This window comes from Komagataeibacter melaceti (assembly GCF_003403295.1).
In the GTDB taxonomy this organism is placed as follows: Bacteria; Pseudomonadota; Alphaproteobacteria; order Acetobacterales; family Acetobacteraceae; genus Komagataeibacter; species Komagataeibacter melaceti.
Genome location: NZ_QUWV01000011.1, coordinates 25,975 through 39,162 on the forward strand (window position 1 = coordinate 25,975; position 13,188 = coordinate 39,162).

Below are 13,188 nucleotides of genomic sequence, written 5' to 3' on the forward strand. Positions count from 1 at the left end.
CTAGCCCTCCATCCGGGCGAGCACGCGCTCATCACCGTAGCGACATGCCACGGCCGCATCCGGGCGGCCGGTTTCATACGGGGTCCGTGCCACCGCCGGGGTCACCAGCGTCTCCCCGCCCGGCGCGGGGCGGGCACGGGCAACCACGCCATAGTCACGTGCCAGCAGGTCCAGCACGGCCCGGGCGACCGGCTCCACCCGGGCTGCGACCTCCGGCGTCAGGCCGCCGCCATAATCCTTCATCGTGACGGGCTGCACGCCCACCAGCGAGACCCGGCGTGGCGCGTGGCCGCGCAGGTCCAGCAGCGCCAGCACTTCCTGAAATCCGGTCTGGTGCAGGCTCATCTTGCGCGCGCCGATCGTGGCGGGCACGTCCGCGCCATGCACCTCGTGCACGGTGGCGGGGGGCAGGCCGAAATCAAGCGCATCGACAATGACCAGACCGGCCAGATCCTCCAGATGGGGCAGCAGGTACAGGCCCTGCGTGCCGCCATCCATCAACTCGACGGGTGCGGGAAATTCATACCGCGCGGCCAGATATTCCACCGTGCGCACACCGAACCCCTCATCCGCCCACAGGATGTTCCCGATACCGAGAACCAGCACCCTGCCGACTGTCCCGCCTTCCTGCTGATCAATCGTCATCCAGCCTGTCGCCTCCGTTCCACAACCCTGGCCTGCGCGTTGCGCGCCCTGTTGACTCCTTATTGAAGCAAGAACCGTACCATCTGCTCGGGGTGATCAGGCGCTAACCGCCCGGAAACAAAAAACCTGCCGCCACGGTATCCATGGCGACAGGTTTTATGGAAGGCAGCTTTTCGGTTTTACGGATAGTGGAAGTTTCGTGTTCAGTCCGGCCGGTCATCGCGGAAATTACGGTAACCATTCGTCATGGCCGAAATCAGCGTCTGCCGGGACATGATATCCTCACGCGAGACCGTATAGACATGGATCATCACGAACAGCACGATCACCCACATGCCCCAGTGGTGCAGGAAATGGGTGGACAGGTCACCACCCTGCCACGGCATGATCCAGCCGAATACACGGCCTTCCCAGCTATCAATGCCGGTTCCATCCGAATAGAGCGCGAAACCGGTCACGATCATGAACAGCCCCGTCAGCGTAAAGCAGAAGAACAGGGCCGTACGCGCCAGCGCGTTATGGCCGACCACGGTTTTCGCCTGTTTCTTGATAAAGGCGTAAACCAGCATCTCATCCAGCAGGTCTTTCCAGTACTCCTTTTTCCATAGCGGCAGGAAAAAGATCTCCCGGGAATAGATATTGCCCATGAAGGCCCAGATCACCCGCCCGACAAAGCCGACCGAGAATATCCACGCCGCCGCGAAATGCAGGTAGCGTATCCAGCCCATCTGGTAATGGCTGCTGGCCTCACCGGACAGGCTGGGCGGTGGTGAGCCGATCAGGTACCCCGTTACGGCCAGCACCACGATGGATGCGGCGGTAACCCAGTGCCACAGCCGCACGGGTGCTTCGTAAACATAGACTGTCAGCAGCCTGCGCGCACGCAACGGACGGGCGTGCAGCCCCTCCAGATTGGTGCCCTTCAGTTCCGCGTCCGTCAGCAGACGGTCGGATGCGCTCATTTCTTCCTCCCCTCAGGCGGGGCCGGATACCTGTTCCGGCCCCTGCCCCCTTATTGTGCGGGCATGCCCTTCCCACCGGGTCCATTCACCCGGTGGGAAAGCGCGTTAGCGGACCGTGACGCGGGCAAGTTCCTCGCCATCAGGCGCCATCACGTGGGTTGCGCAGGCCATGCAGGGATCGAAGGAATGCAATGTGCGCAGGATTTCCACCGGCTGCTCCGGGTTGACCATCGGCGTACCCAGCAGCGATGCCTCGAACGCACCGATATTGCCCTTGGCATCGCGCGGGCCACCGTTCCATGTGCTGGGCACGACGCACTGGTAATTCTCGATCCGGCCATCGCGGATACGTATCCAGTGCCCCAGCCCGCCACGGGGGGCGGCAACCAGCCCCACACCCTTGGCTTCCTTCGGCCAGGTGGACGGGTCCCATTTGGAGACATTCGCCGTGGCGAGGTCGCCATTGCGGATGTTGGTGATCAGCGCGTCATAGTCATCCAGAAGCTGCTGGGCGCAGTAATGGGCTTCCAGCGCGCGGGCGAGCGTGCGCCCGATGGTGCTGGGCAGCGCCTGCCGTGGGGTCAGGCTGGTGCCCGCCAGCGAGTTGAAGCGGCCAAGCGCGTCATCAACCTGCGCACGCACATAGGGAACACCCTTGGAATACGCCAGGATGTAGCGCGCCAGTGGCCCCACCTCGCACGCATTGCCACGCCAGCGCGGGGCCTTGACCCACGAATAGCGGGCACTTTCATCAATTTCGACAATGTTGGTGCGGCTGCCCTTAGCGCCCGCGCCCAGTTCGAAATGCGGGTCGGTCACCCCATCCCACGGATGCAGCCCGATATCCTCGCGCCCCTTGCCGTAATCGTACCAGCTATGGGTGACGAATTCCTGCACCTGCTGCGGGTCGCGCGCATCAACGGGATGGATCTCGTCCCAGTTGCCGCCGATGATCGCCCCGCCGGGAAAGCGGTCGGTTGACTTGTCGCCCTGCACGGTGGGGAAATCACCGTAATCCATCACGTTGGTGGCAGCCAGGCCACCGCCATAGGTCCAGTCCTTGTAGTAACTGGCCACGGCCAGCACGTCAGGTACATAGACATTCTGCGAGAACGTGAACGCATCCTGTATCTTCTGCTGGATGAAGTTCAGCCGCTCCATGTTCAGCGGGGCGCCCGCCGCCATGTCCCCGTCAATGTTGATGGCGCAGGGCACGCCACCGACCATGTAGTTGGGATGCGGGTTCTTGCCGCCCAGAATGGTATGGACCTTCACGATCTCCTTCTGGAAATCGAGGGCTTCCAGATAATGCGTGACCGCCATCAGGTCGGCTTCGGGCGGCAGCAGGTAGGCCTTGCTGTCCCAGTAGCCGTTCTTGAAAATGCCGAGCTGCCCGCTTTCCACAAACTTCTTCAGCCGGTTCTGCACATCGCGGAAATAACCGGGCGAGGATTTGGGGTGGTTGGGGGAGACCGCCTGCTGCAGGGCCGATGTCGCGCGCGGGTCCGCCTTCAGCGCGTTGACCGGGTTGACCCAGTCCAGCGCGTGCAGGTGGTAGAAATGGACGACATGGTCATGCCAGGCCAGTATCTTCGCCATGATCTGGCGGATCAGGAACGCGTTGGTCGGGACACGGATGTCCAGCGCGTCTTCCACCGCACGCACGGACGCCAGCGCGTGGCAGCCGGTGCAGACCCCGCAGATACGCTCCACGAACGCCCAGGCGTCACGCGGGTCGCGCCCCTTCAGGATCACCTCCAGCCCGCGCCACATCGTGCCGGTGGAGACGGCGTTGCGGATGATGTTGTCGGCATCGACATTCACCTCGCAACGCATGTGCCCTTCGATCCGGGTCAGCGGATCAACGATGATGCGCCGCCCCGTATTGTCGAGAGAAAAACCGTTTGCTGTCTGGATGGTCATCAGACGTCATCCCCCTTGTAACGCGCGCGGGTCAGCGCGCTGACAGCGGCATGCGCCGCAAGCCCTGCACCCACGACACCCGCCGCGGCCATTCCCACCTTGTCTGCGCTCGCCTCGATCCCGAAGCCGCTGACATCCTGAAGCCGGGCGTACCATGATCCCTTGTCCCAGAACCCGTCCTCGGAGCAGCCGATGCAGCCATGGCCGGACTGGATGGGAAAGGAGACACCATCATTCCACCGCACGGTGGAGCAGGCGTTGTAGGTCGTGGGGCCCTTGCAGCCGACCTTGTAGAGGCAGTAGCCCTTGCGCGCGCCTTCATCATCAAAGGCCTCGACATACTGACCGGCATCAAAATGCGGGCGGCGGTAGCATTTGTCGTGAATCCGCTGGGAATAGAACATCTTGGGTCGTCCCTGCCGGTCAAGCTCGGGCAGGCGGTCGAAGGTCTGCATGTAGGTGATGACACCCGTCATCACCTCTGCAATGGGAGGACAGCCCGGCACCTTGATGATCGGCTTGTCCAGGATGACCTTGTGCACCGGGGTCGCCTGCGTGGGGTTGGGGCGCGCGGCCTGCACACAGCCATAGGATGCGCATGACCCCCACGAGATGACGGCCTTCGCCCCCGACGCCACACGCCTGAGCTGATCGACGAAGGGCTTGCCACCGATGATGCAGTACATCCCGTCCTCGTTCAGGGGGGGATTGCCCTCCACCGCCAGGATGTAGTTGCCGTGATACTTTTCCATCACTTCATCAAGGATGGCCTCGGCCTGATGCCCGGCGGACGCCATGAGCGTATCGTCATAATCCAGCGAGATCATGGACAGGATCACGTCCTTGACCAGCGGATGCGCGGCACGGATGAAACTTTCCGAACAGCAGGTGCATTCCAGCCCATGCAGCCACAGCACCGGGGTACGGGGCTTGGTTTCCATGGCCTCGGCAATCTGGGGCACGAATTCCGGCCCCAGACCCAGTGCCGCGGCGGTAAGCGAGCAGTATTTGACAAAGGAGCGGCGCGATATGCCCTGTCGCCGCATCACATCGTAAAAAGTTTCAAGCACAGCCATGTGTGGCGTCTTCCTTCCTCGGCTGCGGATCGGCAGGGGACCCGCGTCAACCTTGAGGAAGCATGAACCGTACCATGTGAACCCGGCCGTATCGCGCCGCTAAAAAAGTCTGGCCTGGCGGGAACTTTGTGGAAAAAGCCTGACCACCCGGCCGATCAGGTGCTTTCCATATACCGCACGGCGGCAATGGCCGCCTGCCCCAGCGCAATCCCGCCATCACCCGCCGGGGCAAGGCGTGGCAGCAACACATGCAGGCCCACCATGCGCAACCGCATTTCCAGCGCCTCCACCAGCATGGCGTTGTGCATGACGCCACCGGACAGGGCGATGGTCTCTACCCCGTGCCGCCGCGCGACCTGCCGGGCCACATCGGCGCAGGCAGTGGCCAGCCCCCGATGGAACGCCGCCGCGATATGGGCCGCTGGCGTGACCGCCGCCCTGAGCCGCAGGACCGCGCGCCACATGGGCGCGGGATCAATCCGCACCATGCCCCCTTCATCACGCAGGCCGAATGGCAATGCGTCATCACCCGCAGGAGCCTGCCGGGCCAGTGCCTCCAGCCGCATGGCCGCCTCCCCTTCATAGGACAGGCGTGCGGGGGCGACATCCAGCAGTGCGGCCATGGCATCGAACAGTCGTCCGGCGGAACTGCCGCGCGGTGCGTTCATGCCGGTGCGGACCATGGCGCGCATGACGGCAACGGGGCGCTGGTCCAGCGCGGCAATGGGGACATGGTGATGGGCAGCGTCCGTGCCCTCCACCCCCAGTGCTGCATCCAGATGCGCCAGCAGCATACGCCACGGCTCCCGGCTGGCGGCATCTCCGCCCGGCATCGCGACGGGTGCGAGGCCACCCACGCGCTGGCACTCACGGTAATCACACAGCAGGATTTCACCCCCCCATGCCGTCCCGTCCTGCCCCAGCCCCACGCCGTCCAGCGCAATCCCCACGACCGGGCCGGATGTCACCCCGACCCCATGTTCCACCATGCAGGCCGCGACATGGGCGTGATGGTGCCATACCGGCAGCAGGGGCAGGCCAGCCTCCTGCGCCAGTTGCCGGCCCAATGCGTGGCTGTGATAATCAGGATGGGCATCCACCGCGATTACGGCTGGATGATGCGCGAACAGGTTGCGGTAATCGGCCAGTGCCGCGCGGAATTCGTCCTGCACGCCCGGATCATCAAGGTTGCCGATATGGGCGGAAAGCAGCGCCTGCCCGTTCCCTGCCAGACAGAACGCGGCCTTCAGGTCCGCCCCCAGCGCCAGGACGGCGGGCGCATGCGCCATGTCTGGCGGCAGGGGCAGCGATGCCGGTGCCAGCCCGCGCCCGCGCCGGATGACCCGGCCCGCACCCGCGCAGACAGCCATCACACTATCATCCAGCCTGCGGGCAATGAGGCGGTCATGCACCAGCCAGCCATCGGCAATACCGGCCAGGTCCGTGTAGGCGCTGGCCTCATCAATCACCTGCGGGCAGCCCGAACGGTTACCGCTGGTCATGACCAGCGGCAGGCCGACACGCTCCAGCAGCAGGTCATGCAGGGGCGTATAGGCCAGCATGACCCCCACCCGGTCCAGACCCGGCGCAAGCCCGGCGGAAAGGGCGGGCCTGCCCGCTTCCCGCGCACGCACGGCAAGCGGCACCACCGGGGCGGCAGGATCACGCAGCAACGCCAGTTCCACCACTGTTGGCACACAGAAATCCATGACCATGGCGGCGCTGCCCATCATGACCGCCAGCGGCTTTGCCGGTCGTGCCTTGCGGGTGCGCAGTGTCCGCACGGCATCATCAGACGTGGCCAGACAGGCGAGGTGATAGCCACCAATTCCCTTAAGGGCGATAATCCCGCCTCGGGACAGGACCGCAACCGCCGCATCCAGACTGTCTGCGGCCTTCCCCTCCCCCGGCATGACAAAGTGCAGGCGTGGCCCGCAGGCAGGACAGGCCACGGGCTGAGCATGGAAACGGCGGTCGGCCGGGTTGTCATATTCCGCGCGACAGGCCGCGCACATGCTGAACCCGGCCATGGTCGTATGCTGGCGGTCATAGGGCAGGCCCGTCACGATGGAAAAACGCGGCCCACAATCCGTGCAGTTGGTAAAGGCATAGCCCGCGCGCCGTGCGCCAGGGGTGCGGATTTCCGCACGGCAGGCCGGGCAGGTCGCCAGATCGGGTGCGATGCCCGTGCTGATGTTTCCATGCGCGCTATCGGCAATGACGAACCCGGCCCCTTCCGGCAATGCGGCGGGCACGCGCACCAGATCCCGCACGACCGCCTGCGGTGGTCCCTGCCGGATTTCCCGCACAAGGGCAGCGCGCGCGGCGGATGGCCCGGCCACCACGATTTCCACCTCATCACCCCGGTTACGCACGCTGCCGCGCAGCCCCAGCCGATGGGCCACACGCCATACGAAGGGGCGAAAGCCCACCCCCTGCACCACGCCGCTTACGCGGATCAGTTCGGCTTCCTCCTCCACCGGCGCAGGCAACCCGGTCAATGGACCGTGCAGGCCATGCAGGGATCGAAAGAACGCACGATATGCTGCACGGATAGCGGCGTACGTTCTCCCTCACGCACGACCGCACCCTCCAGCGCATGTTCCAGCGGCCCCGGTATTCCCGCGCCGTCACGCGGGGAGAAATTCCATGTGGTGGGCGCTACGATCTGGTAGCGGGCAATACGCCCGTTTTCCACCTGCACCCAATGCCCCAGCGCGCCACGGGCGGCCTCGGTCATGCCAATGGCGCGACCATCGGGCACCCCGTCCGCCACGTTGCACCATGGCTGGCCGGGAACCAGCATCCTGACCCAGCCCTCCATTGTCATGACCAGTCGCGCGCTTTCCACCAGCCGCGCAACCACGCGGCTCATGACGTTTCCCCCACCCTGCGCCACCATAGCGCGCGCGAGCGGGTGCCCCGCCATCAGCTGGCGGGCCAGCGCGCCGGTCTCACACGGCTGGCCGGAAAGGCGCGGGGCCTTGCACCAGCTATATCCCTGCCGGTTATTCAGGTCAGGCACTGTCGAGCCATCAAAGGGAGCATTGGGCCGCGCGCGATCGGTCATGTAGCTCGTGGCATGATCCTCGGCCACGGTGGCAATATCCAGCGCCCCTACCCTGCCCTGCGCAAACACCCCGGCGGGCCACAAACGCTGGCCATCATCTGCTGACAGCCCACCCGGATAGGCGCCGTAACTGAGAAAACGGTCATAAGAGCGGCCTGATTGCGCCAGTTCAAGATCATGCGCGATACGCAGGAACAGCCGCAGGTCACCCTCCGGCCCCGTGCTACGCCAGCGTTCAAGGTCTTCCACGTCCGTCAGGGCCGCGACTTCTTCCAGCGGTGCGCCAAACAGCCCCTCTTCCAGCGCCGCGCGCACGCCGGACAGGACCGTGAGCATGCGCATACATTCCTGCGCCTCCACCCCGCGCGACACACCACCGGGCTGGATGGCCAGCGTATGCGGCCAGCGCCCGGCCAGAATACCCATTATGTGCAGCAGCAGCGCGCGGGTTTGCAATATCGATCGCGCCGCCGTGCCGCGCAGGGCGGCGAAACGCCGGACCACGTGATCATGCCATGGATAGGCCGCATAATCAGGGCGGGCAAAATCCGGCATGAAGAACAGGTGAAAATGGGTCAGGTGATCGGCCAGGTTCTCGGTGGCCAGAATCAGGTTGGTGGCCACGCGCCCATTGGCCGCCGGTTCAACCCCCATAAGGCCCGCCAGCGCCAGCGCCGCCGCGTGGGATTGCGAGACCGAACATATCCCGCAGATACGCGGCGCGATGACCAGCGCATCCATCGGGGTGCGTCCTTCAAGTATCCGCTCGATGCCGCGAAACAGCGTTGCGTTGACAAAGGCTGCACGCACGCGCGCCTCCACCACATCCAGCCGTACCTCCAGATCCCCCTCGACCCGGTTGAACGGGCCGACAACCAGCCGGGTGCTTTCTTCCGCCTGTTTCATGACCGCAAGCCCGCCCTAGCGCCGTTTGGAAGGATGGCACGAAGGCGGGACGACCTGATGGTCACTGACGGCGTTCTTTGCCAGCCGCATGGGCGTTGCCGCCTTTGCCAGGGATGACAGCGCCACGAACCATGCCTTGGGCATGTCCGTGGGCAGGCCGACGGGAATGCCCGCGATCTTGGGTGTCTGGCAGAAGGGATGGCCGGGCTCCTCGAATTCAGGGTCGGTGCAGTTGATGCAGGCATAACCCGCGCGGGTGCACGACCCGCTGCCGTTCCACAATCTGGTATTGCAGTCACCATGCGCCTGCGTGCCGATACAGCCCATATGTTCCATCATGCAGCCCAGTTCGGACGGATGCCGGGCGCTGGCCTTGTATTCATAGAACTCGTTGCGGGTGCAGCCATGATGCACAAGCTGGTCGGCATAGAAACGTGGCCGCCGGAAATCATCCAGCGCTGCCGTATCCAGCATGTTCCGGGCCAGCAGCATCAGCGTTTCCGTCACCCAGTCAGGATGCGTGGGACACCCCGCCACGTTGATGACCGGCAGGCCGCCCCGCGCCACGAACCCCGCACCCAGCGCGCCGCCGGGGTACTGCCCGTCATACTGCAGGCCACAGGCATCAAGAATGTTGGGGGCCGCCGCCGTGACCCCGCCATAGGCCGCGCATGACCCCACGGCCACGACATGCCGCGCCACACCGCACAGGCGGCGCACCCATTCAATCATCGCGACATCGGTGCCTGCCAGTGTATGGAAGCGCCCTGTTCCCTCCGGCCCGCGCAGTACCGCGCCCTCCATACACAGCGCGTCCAGCACCACGCGCCCGGCCAGAACATCCTCGAACAGTTCAAGGGCTTCGGCCCCCGTACGTTCCGACAGGCTGGGGTGCCACAGCAGTTCAATTCCGGCACCGCGCAATGTTGTCAGCAGATCAGGGGATTCCGCGCAGAGCAGCGACATGGTGCATCCCCCACACCCGCCAGACTGCAACCAGATGACATTGAACATTACAGGCCGTCCCTCCCCTCGGGGCGGGATGGCGCGGGCGGGCAGTCGGGCAGGTCCAGCGTCATTATCGTGCCTCCATCGGGGTGCGCCGCAGCGGTTATGGTGCCCCCGTGCTCGCTTACCATGCGGTAGCTGATCGCAAGCCCCAGCCCTGTCCCCTTGCCGACCGGCTTGGTCGTGAAAAACGGGTCGAAAATGCGCCCGGCTATTTCCGGGTCAATGCCCGGACCATTATCCCGCACCATCAGGAGGACACGCCCGTCCTGCCGCCGCCCGCTGATGTGCAGGACCGGCGTCTCGATCCCCTCCATCGCATCAACGGCGTTCTGCACCAGGTTCATCATGACCTGCTGCATCTGCCCTGCATGACCATCAATTTCCAGCGGTCCCTCAATATCTATCGTCACCGCGACGGGCCTGCCGCCTGCGGCCAGAACCCAGTCCTGCGCCGTATGGGCGACCGACGCCAGATCGAATATCCCGCCCCGGGCATGCGCGCCAGACGAAAAACGCCGCAGGTCCGCCACAATATCGCGCACCCGCTCCGCGCCCTCCACAATGCCGCCCAGCGCGCCATTGAGTTCGGACATGACCATATCAATGCGCAGGTCATGACGCTGGCGCGAAAACTCGGCAGCACAGGCGGAAGCGTGGATGACGCCAAGATAGGATTCAAGCCGGCTGGCAAAACGCCGCAGCGTATGGGCATTGCCATAGACAAAGGAGATGGGATTGTTGAGTTCATGCGCTACCCCCGCCACAAGGCGGCCCAGCGAGGCCATTTTTTCCGCCTGCACAAGCTGCGTCTGCGCCTCCTTCAGGCGCTGGTGCGCGCGGTCCAGTTCGCTATAGGCCCGGCGCAGTTCCCCCAATGGGCGCGCGACCAGCACCATGCCCGATGGACGCCGCCGGTCATACAGCGCCGCGCCATTGACCGCGAAGGGAAGCGGCCCGTTGACGGTTGACAGGACGAACTCCCTATCCTCCAGCCGCTGCCGCCGCGCCATGGCCGCCGCCACATCCTCGGCCGCGGTGGGGGATGAAGGATGGATCAGGTCCTTCAGCCACCCCATGCGCGCTCCCGCCGCTGCGGCGGGAAGCAGGAGGCGCTCCGCCGCCTGGTTGGTACGCACCACGCGCAGGGTGGTGTCGCACGCCACCAGAATGTCGGACATTGCATCAAACACCCCGGCCATGAAGGTGTGTGCATCTTCCAGTTCGGCATTCTTGCGTTCCAGCGCGACCTGCTGCGCCATCAGTTCGGCCCATGTCTCGTCCATCTTGTGGAGGACATTCAGCCAGACCTGTTCATTGTCCGTGACGGGCACCGTTTCATCTGCTTTTTCAACAGGCGGGATGAAACCGTCCATTGTCATCACATCCTCCCCCATCCCTGCCGTGGAGGAATCGACACCACCCGGACCATATTTTCAAGGTTTTTCGCACAACATGCCTCCTCACCCCGGCAGGACAGGCGCGCTATCCGCCACCGGGCTGCTCACTCCCCTTTTGAGGAAATCATTCAGCCGCGCCCTGAATATGACATCCAGCCGGTTCAGGAACCATGCAAGCGTGAGCAAGGACGCCAGAATGGCAAGGCAGAGAACATAAGGCACATTGCCAAGCGGGATATGCATGACCTTGCTTATGAACATAGCAAGCAGCCGCAATATGGGCATGTGGACGGTATATAATGCATAGGACGCCGCCCCTATGGATTCAAAAAACAGCAGGCTGGCACCGCTGGGCCGGGTTATCGCGCCAAGCCAGACAATGAGGGGAAACACCACCATCACGTTCACCAGATCAGTCACGGCATGAGAAATACCGGCATTGTCCACCATGAGGGCAACGACCAGCATACACGCCGGAACCCATGCGCTAAGATGCGAGGGAACCGGCTTCATGCGCCACAGTAGAATGCCCAGAAAGAACGAAAACCCGACACGCGCCGTAGCCACGCCTGACCCGGCCCATGAAAAACCGGCATTCAGCGAGCCCCACAGAAATGCCGAGACAACCAGCCCGGCACCTGACAGGCCAATCAGGCTAACCAGCATCCGGTTATCAAGTCTGGGCCAGATGATGACCATGAGGATATTGACCACAAGTTCGTAGAGCAGTGACCATGCCGGAAAGTTAAGTGGATAGAGTTCACCCAGCGGGCCATTCCACGGAATATAGAAAAGTGCGGGAATGAACGAGATCAGGCTGGCGGGGGAATCATAGCCAAAGATTATGCGCAGCACGGCCATGAAGGCGCCAATTGTCAGGCCCAGGGCGTAAAGCGGCCATAACCGTAATATACGTTTTTTTATGAAAACGGACAAAGAAAAACCGGCATCAAGCCGGTCCGAATAGGCCTCTGCCAATACAAATCCACTCAGGCAGAAGAACAGGTCAACAGCCAGGTACCCACCCGGTGGGTACCAGACCGACGGAAAGAGTATGCGCATGTGCAGCGTTGCCACAGCCATCGCAGCAATGCCACGCAATCCATCTATTGTATGGAATATCTGTTTCGGCATGAATCTGACTTTCTTTTTGAATTGGAAACGAAATGTACGGAGGCGTGCTTTATCGAAAAGCAGGGGCGGCCCATGCTGCAGAAATTTCAGATATGGTATATATTTTTGAATACTTGAAATTATAGCATAGAATACAGTAAAAACACGAACTGTACCCAGCCGGGTCATTGCCACGGCATGAGGTATCGGTTCCTGTAACGATATGCTACGGTGAGAGTTTCCACGCCATCGGTTGTCATTGGCTGGTTCATGGTCCAGTCAGTCCGAGGAATAGCTGATGGCATTATTTTTGTAGGATTTACTTGAGAAATATGCTACCAAGCATGCGCATAGCACAGAATTGCGACATGAGCGCATACGATCATGTTTGTCGTTATCTGTTGCTATTTATGACAAGAATAGTATTTATATAAATAATTACCTTCATTAATCGGTATAAATTCTGAAAAATGTGGAATATTTACAGAAAATCCGCTATCCGGCGTTACAGAGCCTAATTCATGATTCGTTCGTAAATCGCAACATACTCCAAAAATTGCCAGAATTCACGCAACAACCACGCCCACTCATGTGAGCGTGGTTGTGCCTGACCTCACGGAAATCCATATTCCATGGTGCTGGACAGACAGCAGGCAGGGCCTTGCATGCTGTCCAGCCCTTGAACGTGATCAAATATCTAACAGAACCCGGCATACCGAAAAACAGGCAATATCCTGTCCTCAGCCATCACCGGGCCTGCTGCTTCACAGGCGCGAACGCCGTGGAATGCCCTGCCCCCGCCCCATCTCGCGGGGCAGAGAACAGGAGCATCCCGCAAAATTCCTGTCCTACGAGCAACCGGTCGATCCAGACATAAAGCCTCCCGATCCAGTCGGCATCGAGAAAAGTCAGGACCATGACGGCAACTATATGTGCTTCCCCATTATGGGGCACTCCATACGCAACCCGGCGCCTGAACCTGCCTGAATACCGTTTTCCCCGTAGCTATATTTAATACTGCAACAGAACCGTCCGGCACGATGGGATGGAGCCATATATGTTCAGGGCTATCCGGAGCGTGCCTG

General features: G+C 62.4%; 9 protein-coding genes. All 9 read right to left on the bottom strand.

All coding sequences use genetic code 11. The features are described from left to right. The gene (locus tag DY926_RS01160; RefSeq protein WP_116701701.1) at positions 1-645 is read right to left on the bottom strand and encodes a HyaD/HybD family hydrogenase maturation endopeptidase; all 645 of its coding nucleotides are present in this window, start codon (positions 643-645) and stop codon (positions 1-3) included. 203 nt (positions 646-848) lie between these two features. Beyond that, positions 849-1,607, bottom strand: a complete 759-nt coding sequence (gene cybH / locus DY926_RS01165; RefSeq protein ID WP_116701702.1) for a Ni/Fe-hydrogenase, b-type cytochrome subunit — start codon at positions 1,605-1,607, stop codon at positions 849-851. 105 nt (positions 1,608-1,712) lie between these two features. Beyond that, complete coding sequence (locus tag DY926_RS01170) at positions 1,713-3,530, bottom strand: nickel-dependent hydrogenase large subunit (protein ID WP_116701703.1); 1,818 nt, start codon at positions 3,528-3,530, stop codon at positions 1,713-1,715. Next, positions 3,530-4,606: a hydrogenase small subunit gene (locus DY926_RS01175; RefSeq protein ID WP_116701704.1), complete on the bottom strand. Its 1,077-nt coding sequence runs from the start codon at positions 4,604-4,606 to the stop codon at positions 3,530-3,532. Before DY926_RS01175 ends, DY926_RS01170 begins: the two co-directional genes overlap by 1 nt. Positions 4,607-4,761: 155 nt before the next feature. Further along, positions 4,762-7,107 carry a carbamoyltransferase HypF gene (hypF, locus tag DY926_RS01180; RefSeq protein ID WP_241502991.1) on the bottom strand — a complete coding sequence of 782 codons (2,346 nt, stop codon included), beginning with the start codon at positions 7,105-7,107 and terminating at the stop codon, positions 4,762-4,764. Next, a complete protein-coding gene (locus DY926_RS01185; protein ID WP_116701705.1) occupies positions 7,104-8,582 on the bottom strand; it encodes a nickel-dependent hydrogenase large subunit in 1,479 nt (492 codons plus the stop codon). Before DY926_RS01185 ends, hypF begins: the two co-directional genes overlap by 4 nt. 15 nt (positions 8,583-8,597) lie before the next feature. Next, positions 8,598-9,596: an NADH-quinone oxidoreductase subunit B family protein gene (locus DY926_RS01190; RefSeq protein ID WP_116701706.1), complete on the bottom strand. Its 999-nt coding sequence runs from the start codon at positions 9,594-9,596 to the stop codon at positions 8,598-8,600. Further along, positions 9,596-10,966 (bottom strand): sensor histidine kinase, encoded by a 1,371-nt coding sequence (locus DY926_RS01195; RefSeq protein ID WP_116701734.1) that lies wholly within the window; start codon positions 10,964-10,966, stop codon positions 9,596-9,598. Before DY926_RS01195 ends, DY926_RS01190 begins: the two co-directional genes overlap by 1 nt. Positions 10,967-11,053: 87 nt before the next feature. Further along, positions 11,054-12,292 (bottom strand): acyltransferase family protein, encoded by a 1,239-nt coding sequence (locus DY926_RS01200; RefSeq protein ID WP_116701707.1) that lies wholly within the window; start codon positions 12,290-12,292, stop codon positions 11,054-11,056. Between the last annotated feature and the right edge of the window lie 896 nt (positions 12,293-13,188).

Coding starts and splice junctions, on each gene's coding strand:
- cybH (WP_116701702.1), bottom strand. CDS start 1,607: ATGAGCGCATCCGACCGTCTGCTGACGGACGCGGAACTGAAGGGCACC.
- DY926_RS01195 (WP_116701734.1), bottom strand. CDS start 10,966: ATGGACGGTTTCATCCCGCCTGTTGAAAAAGCAGATGAAACGGTGCCC.
- DY926_RS01160 (WP_116701701.1), bottom strand. CDS start 645: ATGACGATTGATCAGCAGGAAGGCGGGACAGTCGGCAGGGTGCTGGTT.
- DY926_RS01170 (WP_116701703.1), bottom strand. CDS start 3,530: ATGACCATCCAGACAGCAAACGGTTTTTCTCTCGACAATACGGGGCGG.
- DY926_RS01175 (WP_116701704.1), bottom strand. CDS start 4,606: ATGGCTGTGCTTGAAACTTTTTACGATGTGATGCGGCGACAGGGCATA.
- DY926_RS01200 (WP_116701707.1), bottom strand. CDS start 12,292: ATGACCCGGCTGGGTACAGTTCGTGTTTTTACTGTATTCTATGCTATA.
- DY926_RS01185 (WP_116701705.1), bottom strand. CDS start 8,582: ATGAAACAGGCGGAAGAAAGCACCCGGCTGGTTGTCGGCCCGTTCAAC.
- DY926_RS01190 (WP_116701706.1), bottom strand. CDS start 9,596: ATGTTCAATGTCATCTGGTTGCAGTCTGGCGGGTGTGGGGGATGCACC.